We start from the raw sequence: 20,108 nt of genomic DNA, 5'->3' as shown, positions 1-20,108 counted from the left end.
GCCATGAATCCAGGAATGAACCGCCGGGGCTTCCTCGCCTCCGCCGCCGGTGTCGCGGCCGGGCTGACCCTGGCCGGCTGCGGCGACTACAAGCCCGCCACGGCCCGTGACGCCAACGCGAAGGCCCAACTGCCCACGTACATCCCGTACAAGGGCGCGCGGACCTCGATGCCCGCCACGGCGGACGGCGTGGCCGCCGGATATCTGCACTACCCCGCCGATCCCGTCAAGGCCTTCCCGGACGGCCCGCCCGCCAAGGGCGACGCCATCGACATCATGACCCTGATCTTCAACCCGGTGCCGCCGCCGGTGGACAGCAACGTCATGTGGCAGGCGCTCAACAAGAGCCTCGGCTGCGACATCAACTTCCAGATCACGCCCGTCCAGGACTACCCCAACAAGTTCGCGGTCACCATCGCCGGGGGCGACCTCCCCGACGCGATGCTGATGCTGCCCCCGGACCAGAACTCCGCGGCCACGCCGGACATGCTGGACGCCCTCTTCGAAGACCTCACCGAGCATCTGGCCGGCGACAACATCCGGGACTACCCGTATCTCGCCAACATCCCCACCGCCTCCTGGGCCCCCTGCGTCCGCAACGGCGGCATCTACGCGCTCCCGATGCCCCGCCCGGTCTCCGGCGGACCCACCTACACCCGGCTCGATGTGATCAACAAGCTGGGGCTCGACCCGAATCCGACGACCTGGAGCGAGTTCGCCAAGCTCTGCGAGGACGTGACGGACGAGAAGAGCAACCGGTACGCCATGAGCGACCCCGTCACCGCGTGGAACTTCGCGATGCAGTCGCTGAAGGCCCCCAACAAGTGGCGGCAGGAGGGGGGCAAGTTCATCTGGATGTACGAGACCGAGGAAGCCAAGCAGGCCATGGACGCGGTCCGCAGGCTGACCAAGGCCGGCCTCATGCACCCGGACGCCTACAGCGTCCTCGGCAAGCACAAGGAGTGGTTCGGCACCGGCCGCACCGTCATGAACCCCGACGCCCCGGTCGCGTGGAACGACTACTACACCACGTACGCCGCGGGCACCAAGGGCTTCGAGATCGGCTACATGATGGCGCCCGGCTGGGAGGGCGGCACCGGCGGCCAGTGGCAGGGCTCGGTCAACTTCGCCACGCTCATCATCAAGAAGGCGCCCAAGGCCCGCATCAAGCAGATTCTGCGCGCCATGAACGCCCTCGCCTCGCCGTTCGGCACCGACGGATATCTGCTGCGCAAGTACGGAGTCCAGGGCCCCGGCCACACCTTGAAGGGCAGCGACCCGGTTCTCACCGCACAGGGCCAGTCCGAGGTGTACCTGCCCACCATCTTCGCCACCGACGCGCCGGGCACCCTCTACTACCCGTCGAAGCCGGAGATCGTGCCGGACCAGTACGCCTTCCAGAAGGAAGCCGTCAAGCGGCTGATCCCCAACGACGCCGAACCGCTGTACTCGCCGACCGACTCCAAGATGTCCAAGCTGCTCCAGACGACCATCGACGACACCCGCAAGGGGATCATGCAGGGCCGGGTCCCGCTCAGCGAGTGGGACGACGTCATCAAGAACTGGCGCAAGGAGGCCGGCGACCGGATCCGCGCCGAGTTCGAACAGGCATGGGAGACCCGCAGCTCATGACACGCACCCCCGCCGAGGACCGCGCCCGCTGGGAACGGACCGCCGACCGGCTGCTGCTCGCCGTACGGCCGTACGCCACCGACGCCCACGCCCTGATCCGGCTGCCCGGCACCCCGAGCCGCAGCGGCGCGCACAGCGACGGCCTCGAAGGCTTCGCCCGCACCTTCCTGCTGGCCGGCTTCCGGCTCGCCGGAGCGGGCGGCGCCGACCCGCACGACATCGCCGGGTGGTACGCGGCGGGCCTGGCCGCGGGCACCGACCCGTCGAGCCCGGAACGCTGGCCCACGTTCGCCGAGCGCGGGCAGGCCAAGGTCGAGGCCGCCTCCATCGCGCTCGCCCTGCACGAGACCCGGCCGTGGATCTGGGACCGGCTCGACGACCGGGTCAGAAGCCAGGTCCTCGACTGGCTCGCCCCGATGGTCGGCGACCCGATGCCCGGCAACAACTGGGTCTGGTTCCAGGGCGTCACCGAGGCGTTCGCCCGTACCGCCGGGGGACAGTGGCGCCAGCAGGACCTCGACCGCGTCATCGCGCTCACCGACGGCTGGTACGCGGGCGACGGCTGGTACTCCGACGGACTCACCGGCGGCGAGCACCGAAACTTCGACCACTACAACGGCTGGGCCATGCACCTGTACCCGCTGTGGTTCTGCCGCATCCTCGGCGACGCCGCGCCGAGCGGGCTGCTCGACCGCTACCGGGCCCGGCTGCGCCGATTCCTGGAGGACCAGCGGCTGTTGGTCGGGGCCAACGGCTCACCCCTCGTCCAGGGCCGCTCCCTCACCTACCGGCACGCCGCGCTCGCCCCGGTGTGGACCGGTGCCCTGTTCGACGCCACACCCCTGTCGCCGGGGGAGACCCGCGCCGTCGCGAGCCGGATGCTCGACCACTTCACCGACCACGGCGCGACCGACGAGCACGGGCTGCTCACACTCGGCTGGCACCGGCCGTACCGGGGCGTCCTCCAGGTCTACTCGGGGCCCGCCTCGCCGTACTGGGCGAGCAAGGGCTTCGCCGGTCTCGCGCTGCCGCCGGAGCACCCGGTGTGGACCGAGGAGGCGACCCCGCTCGCCGTCGAACAGGGCGACTTCACACGGTCGTTGTCCGCGCCCGGCTGGCTCGTCTCCGGCACCGCTTCCGACGGAGTCGTACGCGTCGTCAACCACGGCGGAGACCACGCCGATCCGGCCCGCCCGCACACCGACGACCCCTGCTACGCGCGGTTCGCCTACTCGACGCACACCGCGCCCGAGACCCCCGGCGACCCCACGGCGGGGCGCGCCGCGTGCGCGGACACCGACCCGCTGGACAACTCGGTCGTCCTGCTGGACGCGGCGGGGCGCGCCTCCCACCGGCGTCCGGCCACCAGGCTCTCCGCCGACGGGGCCACGGCCGTCTCGCGCTCCCGCGCGCACTGGCCCCGGGACGCCACCTGGGACCCGTTCGGCGGCCCCGACACCTCGTACACACTCGGCCCGTGGATCACGGTCGGCTCCGCGCTGCGCGGATCGGTGGAGGTACGGGCCGTCCGGGTCGACGGCGACCCGGGGACCGGACATGTGCTGCGCGTCGGCGGCTGGGCGCTGGCGGTCGATCCAGGGTCCGCGCCCGCCGACGCCGCCACCGCCCGGGTGCGGGGCGCCGACGGACTGGTCTCCGTCGTCGTCGGCGCCCAACGGCTGCCGCGCCACTCGGTGGTGGCCGGCACCGACAGCAACGCCATCGGTGCCGCGTCCGCCACCCCCGTCGTGGAGAGCGAGGGACCCGTCGCCCACGGCACCGCCCATGTCGCCCTCGTCCACCTCGGCGGCACCGACCCCGCCGCCCTGCCCGGGGTCACCGCGCGGGCCGAGGACACCACCCTGCTCGTGGACGTCGACTGGCCGGACGGCACCCGCGACACCGTCCGGCTGCCGGCCCCCGACCTCAGCCACGACCCCTGGAAGGACCCCCGCCGTGCATGACGACCGCCGGATCATCGAGACGCGGATCCGTAAGCTCCTCGACCGGGTGATCCGCCCCGCCCTCTACGGCGCCGTACGCCCCCTCACCCTGAGCGCCTGGTACGTCGAGGGCGAACCGGTCCCCGTCGCCGACGCCCTGCGCGCCGACTACGAGCCCTTCACGCTCGGCTCCACCTGGGGCGGCCCCTGGGCGACGACCTGGCTGCGGGCGAGCGCCGAGATCCCCCCGGAGTGGTCGGGGCGCCGAGTCGAAGCCGTCTTCGACCTCGGGTTCGATCTGACCAAGGGACCCGGCGGCCAGGCGGAAGGCCTGGTGCACGACGCGCAGGGCGCCCCGCTCCAGGGCCTGCACCCCTACAGCCGCTCCGCACTGCTCGCCGAGGCCGCCACCGGCGGCGACCGGGTCGACCTGCTGATCGAGCTGGCCGCCAACCCGCCCATCGTCGCCAGCGCGGGCCTGCACATCCACCACGGTTCGCCCGACACCGCCGGCACCGAGCACATCTACCGGCTGCGGCAGGCCGAGATCGCGGTGCGCGAGGACGACGTCTGGCATCTCATCCACGACATCGAGGTGCTCGACGAGCTGATGCACGAGCTGCCCCTCGGCTCGTCCCGGCGCCACGAGATCCTGCGCGCCCTGCGCCACGCCGCCGACGCCGTCGTACCGGGCGACGTGGCGAACAGCGCGGCCGAGGCCCGGAGCCGGCTCGCCGATGCGCTGTCCCGGCCCGCGCACGCCTCGGCGCACACCCTCGCGGCCGTCGGGCACGCCCATATCGACTCGGCGTGGCTCTGGCCGGTCCGGGAGACCGTCCGCAAGTGCGCGCGCACGTTCACCAACATGACCACGCTGGCACGGGAGTACCCCGAACTCGTCTTCGCCTGCTCCTCGGCGCAGCAGTACGCGTGGATGAAGGAGCAGCGTCCGGAGATCTTCGCCCGGATGAAGGAGGCGGCGGCCGAGGGCACCTGGGCCCCGGTCGGCGGCATGTGGGTCGAGGCCGACGGCAATCTTCCCGGCGGTGAGGCACTGGCCCGCCAACTCGTCCACGGCCGGCGCTTCTTCGCGGAGGAGTTCGGTGTCGAGCAGCGCGGCGTATGGCTGCCCGACTCGTTCGGCTACACCGCCGCGTACCCCCAACTCGCCAAGCTGGCGGGCGCCGAGTGGTTCCTCACCCAGAAGCTCTCCTGGAACGAGACGAACAAGCTGCCGCACCACACCTTCGACTGGGAAGGCATCGACGGCACCCGCATCTTCACCCACTTCCCGCCCGTCGACAGCTACAACGCGTCCCTCACGGCGGCCGAACTCGCCCACGCCGAGGCCAACTTCGCCGACAAGGGAGTGGCCACCCGCTCGCTGGTCCCCTTCGGATACGGCGACGGCGGCGGTGGCCCCACCCGCTCGATGCTGGAGAAGGCCCGCCGGCTGCGCGACCTCGAAGGCTCACCGAAGGTCGTCGTCGAGGCGCCCGACACGTTCTTCGCGGCGGCCCGCGCCGAACGGGACCAACTCCCCGTATGGCGGGGAGAGTTGTATCTGGAGAACCATCGCGGCACCTACACCAGCCAGGCCCGCACCAAGCGCGGCAACCGGCGCGCCGAGGCGCTGCTGCGCGAGGCCGAACTCTGGGCCGCCACCGCCGCCGTCCGGACCGGGGCGCCCTACCCGTACGAGCCGTTGGAATCGCTGTGGCGGCGGGTCCTGCTCAACCAGTTCCACGACATCCTGCCGGGCTCCTCGATCGCCTGGGTGCACCGGCAGGCCGAGCGCGAATACGCCGAGATCCACGGCGAGTTGGAGACGCTGATCGCCGAGGCGACCGGGCACCTGCCCGGGACTCCCGCGCTCCTCAACGCCGGACCGTACGCGCGCCGCGAGGTCGCCGTCGTCGCCGATGACACGATCGCCGGCGGGCAGCGCCTGTCCGACGGGCGTACGGCGGTCCTCGCCGAGGTCGCCCCCCTCGCCTCCGGCACCGCGGCCGGCGCGCCCGCCGACGCCGTCACCGCCCGCGCCCAGGACGGCGGTTTCGTCCTCGGCAACGGACTGCTGACCGTCGTCGTGGACCGGCGCGGCCTGCTCACCTCCGTCTACGACCGCACCGCGGGGCGGGAGGCCATCGCGCCCGGGGCCGCGGGCAACCTCCTCCAGCTCCACCCCGACGACCCCAACCTGTGGTCGGCGTGGAACATCGACTCGTACTACCGCGACACCGTGCGCGACCTGGACGAGGCCGAATCGGTGACGCTCGTGGACGAGGGACCGCTGCTGGCGTCGGTCCGGGTCGAGCGCGTCCACGGATCCTCCCGGTTCGTGCAGCACATCGAGGTCGCCGCCGAGAGCCGGCAGGTGACCGTCCGCAACGACATCGACTGGCAGGAGCGCGACACCGTACTCAAGGCGGCCTGGCCGCTCGACGTCCACGCGGAACGGGAGAGCGCCGAGATCCAGTTCGGCCATGTGCAGCGCCCCACCCACGAGAACACCAGCTGGGACGCGGCCCGCTTCGAACTGTGGGCGCACCGCTGGGTGCACGTCGGCGAGCGGCACTGGGGCGCCGCCCTCCTCAACGACTCCACCTACGGGCACGACGTCCGCCGCGACACCCGGGAACACGGCGGCACCACCACGACCGTACGGCTCTCCCTGCTCCGGTCCCCGCACAGCCCCGACCCGGAGGCCGACCGGGGACGGCACCGCTTCAGCTACGCGCTGCTCGCCGGCGCCGGGATCGAGGAGGCGATCGCCGGGGGGTACGCGCTGAACCTGCCCCTGCGTCCCGCCCCGGCGCGTGCTCAGGCACTGGTCGAGGTCGACACCACCGACGTGGTGGTGGAGTCGGTGAAGCTGGCGGACGACCGCAGCGGAGATGTCGTCGTACGGCTCTACGAAGCGTGCGGCGGAGCGGTCGCGGCACGCCTGTCCACGGGATTCCCCCTCGCCGCCGTCTTCGACTGCGACCTGCTGGAGCGGCCCGAGCGGGAGCCGGGACACGCGTCCGGCGAAGTGGACCTCGCCTTCCGGCCGTTCCAGATCCGCACCCTGCGACTGCGTCCCGCCGCGGACCGGGCGAGGCCCGACGAACCGACGGGCGGCTGAGCACGTCGCGCGCTCGGCACGGCCCCGCGTCGTACGATTCCATCGATCAGTTGCCCTCGGAGGGCGGCGGCGCGGCACCGCCGCCGCTCGCCCCGGGGCTGGGAGACACGTTGACCACGAACACGGAGCGATCCGAGAAGCGCACGATCCGGCGCGGCACCAATCTGCCGCGCATGGGGGACTTCAACGAGTCCGTGATCCTGGACGCCATCCGCCGGCACCCGACGGGCCTGAGCCGGGTCGAACTCGCGCAGGCCACCGGCCTGTCCGCGCAGACCGTCTCGAACATCACCCGCCGGCTGCTCGACCAGGGTGTGGCACGTGAGTCCGGCAAGCAGAACACCGGCAGCGGAAAACCCCGCACCCTCCTGGAGATCGTCCCGACGTCGCGATACGCCGTGGGAGTGCACCTCGATCCCGCCGTGATCACCTGCGTCCTGGTCGACCTTCTCGGCACCGTCGTGGGCCATCACAGCCAGCGGACCCCCAGCGGCGCGGACACCGACGGGACCGTCGCGGACATGGCCGCCTCCGTGCGCTCGCTCGTGGCGGAGTCGGGCATCGACGAGGAGCGGGTGCTGGGCCTGGGCATCGCCGCGCCGGGGCCGATAGACGCCGCCGCGGGCTGGGTGGTCGATCCGCCGGAGCTGCCCGGCTGGGGCCGCTATCCGCTGCGCGACCGGCTCAGCGAGGCGACCGGACTCCCGGCGCTCCTCGACAAGGACGTCACCGCGTCCGTCGTCGCGGAGCGCTGGGCGGGAGCGGCCACCGAGAGCCGCAACCTGCTCTTCTTCTACCTCGGTACCGGCTCCGGGATGGGGCTGGTGGTGGAGGACACCGTGCTGCGCGGTGTCTCGGGGAACGCCGGTGAGGTCGGCGGGCTCGGCGCCGCGTCCTCCACCCGGACGCTCGTGGACGAGGCCATCGCGCTGGGTGTGCTCGGCGCCGAGTACACGGTGCTCGATCCGGCCGACGCCCAGCGCGGTCTGGAGCGGCTGGCGGAACTGGCGGCCGAGGGCGACGTCCAGGCGGACGGCATCATCGAGCGGCTGGCCATCCGTATCGGCCGGGGAGTCTGCGCGGCGGGCACGCTCCTGGACGTCGACACCATCGTCTTCGGCGGACCGACCTGGCTCGTCCTGTCCCACCGTCTCCTCGCGACCATCGAACCGATGGTCGCCCGGTCCCCGTTCGTCAGGGCGACCCATCCGACCACGGTCGTCTCCACCACGCTGGGCGAGAACGTGGCCGCCGTGGGCGCCGCGTCCCTGGTCCTCGACCAGGCTCTCTCCGCCCAGCCCCGGTCCCTGCTGCTGGGCTGAACACCCGGGCCACCTCGGGGTCGTCCCGCCCAACTCGCCCGCTGCGAGCGCTCCGTGACCGTCCGACGGTCACGGAGCGTTCTTCATCCACGGGCTTACGCGGGGCGAAGTCGGCGGCTTATACCGGAGTGGTGTGTTTTGGTCCAGGCTGCCTGATGCGTCATATGGCGCTCTGTTAAGGCCAGTTGATGATCAAGCGGGTTGGGACACGGGCCGGGGAGGCAGGGCTCGGGTGTGGCGGGCGGCGAGCGGACCGGCCACACCGTCCGCGAGGGCGGCCGACGGCCCCGGCGGCGGACATGGAGGACGGCGTGTGCGGCGGTTACCGGGCGAGTCGGCCGGAGGCGGCGGGCGGGGAGGCGCTGGCGGCGCTCCTGGGCACCACCCGGGCGCGGGTGCTGCTGCACGTCGCCGCCGATCCCACCGCGACGGCGACCGATCTCGTACACCGGCTGGGTGTCTCGGCGGCCACGGTGTCGCAACACGCGTCGGTGCTGCGCCGGTCGGGACTGATCACCACGCGCCGCACCGGCGGCAGCGTCCACCACTCCGTCACCCCGCTGGGACACGCCGTCCTGGACGCCCACGGTATGGAAGGCCCCGGCTGATGCCCGGCTTTCCGTTCCCGTGTGGGAACGTCCGAGCGAGTTTGAATTGGCGAAACTGATATTCGCGGGGGCGTGCGCCGTCAGTCCGTTCCCGCCTAATTGTGCGCTCCTTTCGAGCAGTACTGAAAAGCTTGTCAGGCCGTTCCGTACGGGAACACACTGAGGGCATTCGGCGATACGGATCGCGGAAGTCCGGCCATTCTGTCGAGGGGTTCAGTGCGCCCTTCTCCGGTGCCGCCGAATGCTTTTCGGTGCCTTTCGATGGACCCGGCGCCACGTTATTCGGTGGTCATGAACGTGATCTGTTGGGCCCCGCTGAGCTGGTGCGACAACGCCGGCGATCGGGCCGGAGATGAGAGTGATGCACGTGGATTCTGTCTTTGTCATGCCCGGCACGGTGGCTGCCCCGCGCGGAGGCATCCTGCGCGATCCGCACAACCGTTACGAGACCGTACGTGAAGCGCTGTCCCGCATCGACAAGGCCGCCCGCGACATGGGGCTGCCCAACATCAGCACCCGGCTGATCGAACACAACGACACGAGCGACCGGCGCGGCCCGGAGGTCCAGTATCTGGAGATCTTCGCGGTCAGTATCGCGACGCACCACATGCTGGTCGCCGAGGGCGTCGAGCCCGTCGCGATCGTCGGGCAGAGCATCGGCGAACTGTGGGCCCTGGCCGCCGCCGGGCATCTGTCCGTGGAGGACGCCGCCCGGCTGGCCGTGGCACGGTCCGAGGTGCTCACCCGGCGGGGCTGGGACGGAAAGATGCTCGCGGTGGGGGTCGACGGCCGCCGGGCGGAGTCGCTGGCGGGGCTGATGAACCATCCCAACCTCGTACTGGCCTGTGAGAACGCCCCCCGGCAGAGTGTCATCAGCGGTCCCAAGCAGCTCATCGAGCAGGTGGAGCGGGTCGCCGACGCGTTCGGCTGGCCGAGCCTGCCGCTGGACGTGCCGCATCCGACCCACACGCCGGCGATGGCGGGGGCCGCGCGCGATCTGCGGGCGTCCGCGCCACGGGTTCCGTACGGCGCCGGGCGCTGGCGGGTGCGCTCCCCCTGGATGGGACGGGACGTCGCCGACGACGATCCGGTCGATCTGGTCGCCGGCGCGCTCACCGCACGGGTCCGGATGCTGCACACGATCCGGGAGTTGCACGCGGCGGGCGCGGACGCCTTCGTCGAGTGCGGGGAGTGGGCCGTCGTCACCAAGTTCGTCGAGGCGTCGATCCCGGGTGTTCGGTGCGTCGTCCCGCTCAGCGAGAGAGATCCGGTCGAGACCGTCCGCGCGCTGGCCGCCGAGTCCGCCGAACTCGGCCCGCCGCGCCCGCGCCCGGTTCGGCTGAGTGAGCGCGCGTCGGCGCCCGTGCCCGCTCCGCCGGCGCGCGCCACCGTGCCCGCCCCCTCGGCCCCGAAGCCGTACGTGGCACCCGAGGCCCCGGCCCCGGACGCCCCCGTCGAGACCGCCCTCGTCGAGACCGCCCCGGCCCCCGACGCCCCGGCCGACTCGGCGGTGTCCGACGGGCTCACCTACGAAACGGTGCTGGCCACGTTGCAGACGCTCTACGGCGATTTCCTCGGCTACCCACCGGACCTGCTCGGCGAGGACGACGGTCTGGAGTCCGAGCTGGGGGTGGAATCGCTCAAGCAGGTCGTTCTCCTCGGGCGGGTGTCCGACCAGTTCGAGCTGCCCGATCTGCGCTCGAACTCCTCCCTGCTGTCCGTCGGCACCCTGCGCCGGATCGCGGAATCCGTCGTCGCGGGCCGGGCGGAGGCTGCCGGGCGATGACCTCCGACAATCTGCGGGGCCGGGTCGCGCTCGTGACCGGGGCGGCGAAGAGCCTCGGCGCGGACATCGTGCGCCGTCTGGCGCTGGGCGGTGCCCATGTGATCGTCAACTACTTCCACTCGGCGGACCAGGCGAAGTCGCTGCGGGCGGAGCTGGAAGAGGCGGGACACAGCTGCGAGTTCATCCGTGCCTCGGTGGCCAAGACCGGCGAGATCGACCGGATGTTCGACGAGATCCGGGAGCGGCACGGCGGCTTGGACATTCTGATCAACAACGCGGCAGGCGGGGCGTTCCTGCCGCTGTTCGACATCGACGACACCTACTGGCAGCGGGCGTGGTCCACCAATGTCATGGGGGCTTATCACTGTTCGCGCCGTGCGGCCGAGCTGATGAAGGGAAGACCGGGCGCGAACATCCTCTGCCTGTCCAGCGTCGGCGCGCACCAGCCGGTCCCCGGCTACGGCCCCGGCGGGGTCACCAAGGCCGCCATGGAGTCGCTGGTCCGCTATCTGGCGCTCGAACTGGTCGACCAGGGTGTCCGCGTCAACACGGTGCTGCTGGGCTCCGTCGCCAGCGAGATCGTCGTCAATCTCGACGATCCGGCGGCGGTGCTCGCCGACCCGGTCAGGGGCGCCGAACTGATGAGCCGCACGATCTCGACGCCGGACGCCGCCCGACTCATCGTCCATCTCCTGCACGAGGACAGCGGCTTCATCACCGGGCAGACCATCGTCGCGGACGGCGGCATCGGCATCGGCGGCATGCAGGGCCTGCGGCTGAACAGCAGGCTCGCGGACCAGGTGACGACGCCCGCCCGGCGCCAACCGGCCCCGCCCGTCCGGGAGTCGGCGCAGGAGCCGGCCCCGACCCCGGCCCCGGAGCGTGAGCACGTACGCACCCAGACACCGGCTCCGACACCCCTCCCGGAGCCGGCCCAACTCCCCACCCCGGCCCCCGCCCAGGCGGCCGACCCCGAGTCCGACCCCGGAGCCGTCGCGGTGGTCGGACTCGGACTGGCCCTGCCCGGCGCCAACAACACGTCGGAGTTCTGGGACCGCCTGCGCGAGGGCGCGCTGCTCTCCAGCGAGCCGTCCGCCTTCGACCTGAAGCACTTCTGGGCCCCCACCCGGGCGGAGACCGACGCCTTCTACGTACGCGAGGCCGGATACCTCCACGACTTCGTACCCGACCCCGCCTCCCTCACCGAACCCGACGGGAACATCGGCCACCCCGGATGGCCCCGCACCACCCGATGGCTGCGGCACTGCGCCGTCCAGGCCCTGGCCGGAGTACGCCAGCACCCGACGGACCGGTGGCTCGCCGCGACCACCGGCATCCACGACCAGACGGGTCTCGGCACCCAGGGCGTCGTGCTCGGTGACGAATACCGCCGCATGGTGCGCGAGGCGATCCCCGACGGCCAGGACGGCGACTGGCTGGCCGAGTTGGCCGACCACGCGATCAGCGCGCACTACGGCGGCGACGGCGGCGACCCCAAGGCGTACCTCCCCGCGTCCGTCTCCCGCGACGCGCTGCGCGGGCTCATCCCCGCCGAGTCGCAGCATCTGACACTCGACGCGGCCTGCGCCAGCGGACTGTTCGCCATCGACGCGGCGGTGAAGGCCCTGCGCGACGGCTCGTGCGACGTGGCGCTCGCCGGTGGTACGTCGGTGATCGAGCCGATCGGATTCACCCTCTTCTGCCGGGCCCAGGGCATCTCGATGAGCGGCCGGGTGCGTCCCTTCGACCGGGCGGCCGACGGGACCCTGATCGGCGAGGGCGCCGTCGTGCTCACCCTCAAGACCTACGCGCGGGCCGTCGCGGACGGCGACCGGGTGCTCGGCGTCATCCGGGGCACCGGCCTCGCCGCCGACGGCCGGGGCAAGGGCATCCACGCCCCGGCCACCCGGGGGCAGGAGCTGGCCATCTCCCGGGCCTGGGCCGACGCCGGCGTGGAGGCCGACGACGTGGACTGGGTCGTGGCCCACGGCACCGGCACACCGGTGGGCGACGAGATCGAACTGCGGTCGCTGCTGGCCAAGTTGGGGCCGCGGGAGCGGGCCTGCCTGCTGACGTCGAACAAACAGGTCTTCGGACACACCGGGGTGCTGGCCGGCCTGGTCTCGGTCGCGCACGCCCTGGTCGCGCTCGAACGCGGGGCGGTCCCCGGTCAGCCCGTCGTCACCGATCCGCACCCCCTGCTCGGCGCCGGTGAGCAGCTGACCGTACCGGTCAAGGACGCGCCCTGGGCGGCGGACGAGAGCAGGCCGCGCGTGGTCGGGGTGTCGTCGTTCGGTCTCGGAGGCGCGGACGCGCACGTGGTCCTGTCGGACCGGGTGCCATCGGCCGCCGCCGCCGCCCGCAGGCTCGGCGCGGCCACGGACACGGAGGACCTGGTCGTCGTGGGCTGGAACACCCACCTGCCCGGCCTGGAGGCCGCCCAGGTGCCGGCCTGGCTGGGCGGCGAAAGGCCGCGTCCCGAGTCCGGTTTCGGTACGCCGTACCCGCTGCCGTCCCCGCGTGACGTACGCATCCCGCCACTGACGATGCGTCATATGGACGCGGCGCACCTGATGATGCTGCAGGCAATCGGCCCGCTGCTGGAGCGGCTCGGCGAGCCGGGCACCGGCCTGCGGCCCCGCACGGCCGTGATGGTCGGATCGACACTGCCGACCACGCACAACACCCAGGCGGCGCTGCGGGTGCACGCCCGCGAGTGCGCCACCACCTTCGACATCCTGCCCGACCCGCTCCAGGCCCGGACCCTGCGGACGTATCTGGAGAAGGGGATGGCGCAGGCCAAGGGGGTGATCCCCGGAGACCTCAACGAGGACGACTTCACCGGCGCCGTCTCCTGCATCCTGTCCGGCCGGGCCGCCAACTACTACGACTTCCAGGCCATGGGGGCCAGCCTCTACTCCCAGCGGGACTCCGCCCACACCGCCGTCGACCTGGCCCTGCGCCAACTCCGGCACCGGGCCTGCGACCTGGCCCTCGTCGGAGCCGTATGCCTGCGGCCGATCAGCGGCTGGGACCGCCACCTCGACACCCTGGTGCCGGACGGCCGGTCCATCGCGGAAGGCGCCGCCGTCCTGGCGGTCACCCGGCGCTCCACCGCCCTGGAACACCAACTCCCCGTCCTGGGCACGCTCTCCACCACCGTCGAGGGCATCGGCCCCCGGCAACGGGCCACGCCCGCGCACGAGTTGCCCGTACTGGTCGGCGCCGGACACACCTATCTGTCGCTGGACGCCCTGCTGGCGGTCCTCAAGGGCGTCGTCACCGGAACGGACACCGTCGTGACGCCCGCCGCCGCCGGATCACCACTGATCCGCTTCACACGTCCGGCGGACCGTACCGGACCGGCGGACACCGTACGGACCGGGGAACCGGTACCGCGCGCCCGTACGGTCCCGGCGCAAATCGCCCGCAGGGAACCGGCGTTGACCGTCCCCGACCGCACCGGCGGCTCCGGCGAATCAGGCGACTTCCGCGACCTGGGCCCCGAGCGCTCCGAGGAGTTCACCGGCCGCCGGCAGACCTTCCGGCTCGTCCCGACACCCCCGCCACCCGGCGGCCGGGACACCCCGCCGATCCCGCCGGGCACCGTCGTCCTCACCGACTCCGCGGATCTCGCCGCGGCGGTCACCGGCCACCCCGACGTCGCCGTCTGGTCACCACGACCCGGTGTCACGGGCGCCGACCATGTGCCGCCCGAGGAAGCAGCCGGAGCACTGGCCGAACTGCCGTTCATCCCACGCCACATCAGGGTCCTGTCCCGGCTGCCCGGCCCCGGCCGTCGGGACGACGACGCCGAGGCCACCCGGCTGGAAGACCTCCAGGACCTCACGTTCACCACGCTCCAGGCGGCGCTGCCCGCCCTGCGCACCGGCGGCACGCTCAGCGCCGTCCTGCTCGGAGCCGTACCGGACGAGCTGCCGCCCCCACTCGCCGGGCTGTTCACCGGACTCGTCCGCTCGGTGCGGGCCGAAGTCCCGCAGTGCGGCGGAGTGATCCTGCTCAGCGACACGGTGGACGCCGTGACCGCACTGCACCAGCTCGCGCGGGCCGGCACCAGCCGGGTGCCGACCCACACCCTCGTCCGCCGGGGCGACGACTGGCTCACCCTCGCCGTCACCGACGACCACGCGCCACCGCCCCCGGCGGGCGAACCGACACTGCCGCCCGGCGCGGTCGTGGTCGCCTTCGGCGGTGCCCGGGGCATCACCCCCGAACTCCTGCACGCGCTCGCCGCCACCAGCGACCGGCCCCACATCTACCTCGTCGGCCGCACCCCGCTGCCCGAATCCGGCGAAGACCTGCCCCCGCAGGCCGAGTTCATCGCCGCCGAACGCCGCAGACGGCCCGACGCGCCCCTCGGCGCGCTGCGCGCCGCCTACGAGAAGGCCGAGGCGCGCCTGGAGGCGCACCGTACGGTACGGCGGCTGACGGACCTCTGCGGCCCCGGCCGGGTCCACCACCGTGTGTGCGACGTACTCGACGCCGACCGCACCGCCGCCGTCCTCGACGAGGTGCTCGACCGGCACGGCCGGATCGACCTCCTCATCAACACCGTCCTGGATCTGCGCTCACGGGCGCTGCACGCCAAGACCCTGACCGATTTCCGTGCCGTGCGCGCCACCAAGGCGACCGGATACCGCAACCTCAAACGCGCGCTCGCCGGGCGCACGCCCCGCGTCTGGTGCAACTTCAGCACCCTCGCGACCCTCGCCCCCGCGCCGGGCGACATCGACTACTGCGCCGTCAACGAATACCTCGCGTACGCCGGCGCCCACGCCCAGCGGCACGCACCGCGAGGCCATCGGGAGACCACGATCCTGTGGAGCGGCTGGCGGGAGGTCGGTGTCGCCAGCAGCGTCAGCATGCGCGAAACCCTCAAACGCAACCAGATGGACGCCTACATCAGCACCGCGCAGGGGCGCGCGCAGTTCCTCTCCGCCGTGACCCGGCCACCGGCCGGCGGCGTGTCCTTCTTCATCCGCGACGAGGAACGCGTCCTGCTGGCCCGGCGCGGGATCGCCACCCACGGAGCCGCCGACGACGACCTGCGGATCCCCGCCCCGGACGCCCCGCCGCCCGCCCCACCGGATCCGGCCCTCACCAGCCCGCTGCTCGACGGTGTGCAGTACCGGGGCCGGAACTGGGCCGTCTTCACCAAGACCTGGGACCCGGCCACCCTGGCCGAGCGGGACGGACGGTGGATGCGCCACCACCGGGTCAACGGTGAGTACACACTGCCCGGCACCTTCACCCTGGAGGCGGCGGCCGGCGCCGCCGCGACCCTCTGCCCCGGCCTGGTGGTCACCGGCTTCCGCGCTCTCGCCTGCCGGACATCGATCACGGTCAGACTCGCGGGGCCGCCGCGCACCGTCGCCGTGGAGGCCCGGGTCACCCACCGCACGCGCGGCCGGGCCGAGGTGGCCGTCAGGATGACCGCGCACCGGATCGGCAGACACGACAAGGTGCTGCGCTTCAACGACCTGCTGTGCGAGACCACGGTCCTGCTCGCCGACCGCCACCCCGCGCTCGCCGCACCGCCCGACTGCTCCTCCTACGCACCCGAACCCGACTTCGCGATGCCGGTCTACTCGCCCGATCCGCCGATCTCGCTCACCGGCCCGTTCGCCGGCACGAGCGACTACGCGCGCGGGCCGGACGGCAACAGCGCCCGCTTCAGCCTGGACCACGAGGCCTGGGCCCCGGCCCTGGCCGGGATGACCGTCCCCACCATCCTGCTGGACGCGATGGTGCACCTGCTGCTGCTGCCACCCCGCGGGGACACCCCGCCCCTCGTCGGCCCGATGGCCGGCCTCGAAGAGGTCGATCTCGGCGGACCGGGCAACGACTGCCTGCTCAGTGCCGAGGACCCGGCCATCCGGCTGCACTGCGACTACGCCACCGGGGACCTGACCGCCACGACCGGACACGGCCGGGTGCTGGCCCGGATCACCGGGGTCACCGCCCACCCCCTCGACCACAGCGGGGAGTTGATCCGGCCACGTCCCCGCGTTCCCCAGTCGCCCGTTACGTGACAGCCAAGGAGACAGCAGTGTTGTGGCAGGACATCACGATCGCCGGGACCGGCGCGTGGGTACCCCCCATCAGACCCGAGCACGCGCCGAGCGGCGGACCGGGCAACGGGCAGCCGTCCTCGCTGGCGCTCAACGGATTCACCTCGGCCGCCGTCTCGACGGACAACACGGCGACCCAGATGGCGGCACGGGCCGGCCTCAAGGCGCTGCGGCACGCGGACGTCGCCAGTGCCGACCTGAGCCTGCTCGTGCACGCCGGTTTCCAGGACGGGGACCACTACACGCCCGCCGCCTACCTGTTGCGGGTGCTCGGCGGCAAGGACACCGCCGGGATCGAGGTCGGCGCCGCCAGTGACGGCGGCGGTGTCGCGCTCGTCACGGCGGCCGAACACCTCACCGCCCGCCCGGCCGCGAAAGCCGCGCTGGTCACCACCGGGGTCCGGTTCCCCGAGGAACGGTGGGGCTATTCAAGGGAGTTGGGCTATGTCGCCGGTGACGCCGGCGCCGCCGCCGTACTCACCCGGGGGACGGGCTTCGCCCGCCTGGTGGCCACCGCCCACGTCACCGAACCGCAGCTGGAGGGACAGACCCGGGCCAGGGAGGGATACACCGGCGCCGCCCGGCGGTTCCCCGTCGAGGAGACCGGGTTCATGCCGCACATCGACGTACTGCGCCGGGCCACCCACCGCTGCATCGGGACCGTCCTCGACGAGGCCGCCGTGCAACCGGCCGACATCGCGCACGTGGTGCCCATCGCGATCGGATCGGTCGTGCTCGACCTGCTGCTGACCGGCTCACGGCTGGGCCTGCGCGCCGACGACACCAGCTGGACCTACGGACGGCACCTCGGCCACGCGGGCCCCTCCGACGTGCTGCTCGCCCTCGACCGGACGTTCCGCTCCGAGGCGGTACGGGCGGGACAGCACGTCCTCGTCGTGAGTTTCGGCGTCGGCTTCCGCTGGACCACCGCACTCTTCGAGATCACCCGCGATCCCGTCGGCCGCGCCCGCGCCGCCGTCGCGCCATCCGCCGGTCACCCCCACACAGAAGGAAGTCGTCCATGACAGAAACGAGTACGGCGACCACCGCCTCCCTTCCGCTGGCGCCGCGTGCCCTGCCCCTGCTGGGCCACGCGCTGCCGCTGCTGCGCGATCCGCTGGCGTTCATCATGTCCCTGTCCGAGTACCGGAAAATGGTCCGCGTACGGCTCGGCCCGAGCACCGCCGTGATGATCTGCGACCCCGCCCTGACCCGGCAGGTGTTCCTGAACGACCGCGTCTTCGACAAGGGCGGCCCGATCTACGACCGGATCAGCGAGGTCATCGGCGACGGCCTGTCCACCTGCGCGTACCCCCTGCACCGGCGCCAACGGCGGCTGTGCCAGCCGTCGTTCCACCCCACCCGGCTCGTCGGGTACGGGGCGGTGTTCGCTCGCGCCGCCCAGCTCAAGGCGGCGTCCTGGCAGCACGGCGACGTCATCGACATCACCCAGGAGATGATGACGCTGACGACGCGCGCCACCATGGAGACGATGTTCAGCGGCGCGCTCCCGGCGGAGACCATGCGCCAGTCCCTGACCGACACCTCCACCGTCGTCAGCGCGTTCTTCCGCCGGATGATGACCCCCGCCCTGCTGCGCAAGCTGCCGACGCGGCAGAAGCGGCGGTACGACGAGGCCCGCAGCCGGCTGTCGGCCACCATCGCGGAGATCGTCGCCGAACGGCGGGCCGACCCGACCGACCGGGCCGACCTGCTCTCCGCGCTCGTCGCGGCCGTCGACGAGGAGAGCGAGGGCGGCCAGAAACAGCTCAACGACGGCGAACTCGCCGACGAGGCACTGACGTTCTTCCTCGGCGGGATGGAGACCACGGCCATCACCCTGGCCTGGGCGATGCATCTGCTCGCCACCAACCCCGACGTCCAGCGCCGGCTCCAGACCGAGACGGACGACGTCCTGGCGGCGGGACGGCTGGAGGCGTCGCACCTGCCCTCGCTCGACCTGGCCTCCCGGGTCGTGACCGAGACGCTGCGGCTGTATCCGCCCGCCTGGATGATGACGCGCGCCGTCAGACAGGACACCGAACTCGGCGGCGTACAGCTCAAGGGCGGCAGCACCATCGTCCTCAGCCCGTACCTCCTGCACCGCCGGCCCGACCTCTACACCGAGCCCGACCGGTTCGACCCGGACCGCTGGATCGGCGCCTCTCCCGACCGGAACACCTACATCCCGTTCGGCGCCGGCGCGCGCAAGTGCATCGGGGACCAGTTCGCCCTCGCCGAGTCGATCCTCGCCCTCACCGCGATCGTCGCCCGCTGGGAGCTGACCCCCGTGGGCGACGAGCCGTTCAAGCCCAAGGTCGAGACCAGCCTGAGTTCACGCGGGCTGACCCTGCGCCTCAGCGAACGCCGCACGGCCGGCGCCGACGCGCTCCGCGCCAAGGCACCCCGGACCGCGGACACCCAGTCATCCACGCAGCCGGGCGCGGCCACCTGCCCGGTGACGCACCAGGAGTGATGCCGTGAAGCCTCATCTGAAACCGCTCGTGAAGGGGCTTCTCGCCTCCCGCAAGGCCGATCTGCTCGGCGCGACCCCGGCCGACGCCCTGCACGCCCCCTCCCGCCCGTATCCGAACGGGTGGTTCTGTCTGGCCTTCAACGACGAACTGCGCAGCGGATCCGTCATCACCAGACCGCTCGCGGGCGGGGAGGTCGTCCTCTACCGGACGGCCAAGGGTGTCCTGCGGGCCGTCCGGCCGCAGTGCCCGCACCTCGGCGCGCACCTCGGGGTCGGCGGCTCGGTCGAGGGGGAGGAGATCGTCTGCCCCTTCCACCGGTTCGCCTTCGACCCGGCCGGTGTCTGCGTACGTACCGGCTACGACAAGCCACCGCCCAAGGCCTCCCTCACGCAGTACGCGGTGTGCGAGGCCAACGGCGGGATCTACGTGTGGTGGCACGCCCTCGGCCTGCCCCCGCAGTGGGAGGTCCCGGCCCTGCCCCTGGACGACCGGCAGCCGTTCAGCCACGACACCTTCGACATCGCCGGACACCCGCAGGACGTCATCGAGAACGCCTTCGACTGGGGTCATCTGCCGGCGCTGCACGGTCTGAAGGATCTCCTCATCGACGGCCCGCCGGTGTCGGGGGAACCGGTCAGCACCGTCACCGCGACCGCCCGGGGCACCGTCATGCGCGGATCCCGCCAGTCGTACACCCTGACCGTCATCGGACTGGCCACCATCGCGGCGCGCACGATCCTGCCCCGGGGCGCGGGAAATCTGTACGTGATGCTCCACGCGACCCCGACCAGCCTCGGGCGTATCCAGCTCCGGTTCGGCACGAAGCTGGAGCTGACCGGCATCCCCGGCGTACCGGCGAGGGTCGGGCGCGCGGCGGCGATGCCCGCGGCCCGGCTGCTCAGCACCGTCCTGCAACGGGTCGCGAGCGTCGACACCGGCGCGGACCTGCTGATGTGGCACCACCAGGAGCATGTCGAGCACCCGAAGCTCGCCAGGGGCGACGGTCCCATCGGCCGCTACCGGCAGTGGGCGCAGCAGTTCTACACGGAACCGACGGGCGGCGTCGTGTCGAGACCCGCGCGGACCGAGGCGCGCGGTTCGGAGGAGTGAGGGCCGGGACC

At 72.4% G+C, this 20,108-nt stretch carries 10 protein-coding genes; all 10 read left to right on the top strand.

Going from position 1 to position 20,108, the window contains the following annotated elements:
• The first annotated feature begins 3 nt into the window (after window positions 1–3).
• Complete coding sequence (locus ACFYNU_RS32410) at window positions 4–1,632, top strand: substrate-binding domain-containing protein (protein ID WP_356593269.1); 1,629 nt, start codon at window positions 4–6, stop codon at window positions 1,630–1,632.
• A complete protein-coding gene (locus ACFYNU_RS32405; protein WP_356593267.1) occupies window positions 1,629–3,596 on the top strand; it encodes a DUF2264 domain-containing protein in 1,968 nt (655 codons plus the stop codon). The genes ACFYNU_RS32410 and ACFYNU_RS32405 overlap by 4 nt, the downstream gene beginning before the upstream one ends.
• Window positions 3,589–6,702 (top strand): glycoside hydrolase family 38 C-terminal domain-containing protein, encoded by a 3,114-nt coding sequence (locus tag ACFYNU_RS32400; RefSeq protein WP_356593265.1) that lies wholly within the window; start codon window positions 3,589–3,591, stop codon window positions 6,700–6,702. The genes ACFYNU_RS32405 and ACFYNU_RS32400 overlap by 8 nt, the downstream gene beginning before the upstream one ends.
• Window positions 6,703–6,875: 173 nt before the next feature.
• Window positions 6,876–8,024, top strand: coding sequence for an ROK family transcriptional regulator (locus tag ACFYNU_RS32395; RefSeq protein ID WP_356593364.1), 1,149 nt, complete (start codon window positions 6,876–6,878; stop codon window positions 8,022–8,024).
• A 299-nt stretch (window positions 8,025–8,323) separates the two neighbouring features.
• The gene (locus ACFYNU_RS32390; protein WP_356593263.1) at window positions 8,324–8,632 is read left to right on the top strand and encodes a helix-turn-helix domain-containing protein; all 309 of its coding nucleotides are present in this window, start codon (window positions 8,324–8,326) and stop codon (window positions 8,630–8,632) included.
• A 367-nt stretch (window positions 8,633–8,999) separates the two neighbouring features.
• A complete protein-coding gene (locus ACFYNU_RS32385; RefSeq protein WP_356593261.1) occupies window positions 9,000–10,418 on the top strand; it encodes an acyltransferase domain-containing protein in 1,419 nt (472 codons plus the stop codon).
• Entirely contained in the window at window positions 10,415–16,471 is a 6,057-nt protein-coding gene (locus ACFYNU_RS32380) for an SDR family oxidoreductase (protein ID WP_356593259.1), read from the top strand. The genes ACFYNU_RS32385 and ACFYNU_RS32380 overlap by 4 nt, the downstream gene beginning before the upstream one ends.
• 17 nt (window positions 16,472–16,488) lie before the next feature.
• Window positions 16,489–17,535, top strand: coding sequence for a 3-oxoacyl-[acyl-carrier-protein] synthase III C-terminal domain-containing protein (locus ACFYNU_RS32375; protein ID WP_356593257.1), 1,047 nt, complete (start codon window positions 16,489–16,491; stop codon window positions 17,533–17,535).
• Window positions 17,532–18,986, top strand: a complete 1,455-nt coding sequence (locus ACFYNU_RS32370) for a cytochrome P450 (protein WP_356593255.1) — start codon at window positions 17,532–17,534, stop codon at window positions 18,984–18,986. The genes ACFYNU_RS32375 and ACFYNU_RS32370 overlap by 4 nt, the downstream gene beginning before the upstream one ends.
• A gap of 4 nt (window positions 18,987–18,990) precedes the next feature.
• Entirely contained in the window at window positions 18,991–20,097 is a 1,107-nt protein-coding gene (locus ACFYNU_RS32365; protein WP_356593253.1) for a Rieske 2Fe-2S domain-containing protein, read from the top strand.
• The last annotated feature ends 11 nt before the right edge of the window (window positions 20,098–20,108 follow it).

It is taken from the genome of Streptomyces sp. NPDC006643 (assembly GCF_042870175.1).
Lineage (GTDB): Bacteria > Actinomycetota > Actinomycetes > Streptomycetales > Streptomycetaceae > Streptomyces.
Note: the sequence above shows the minus strand (reverse complement) of the source record. Positions and strands in the feature narration are given on the sequence as shown.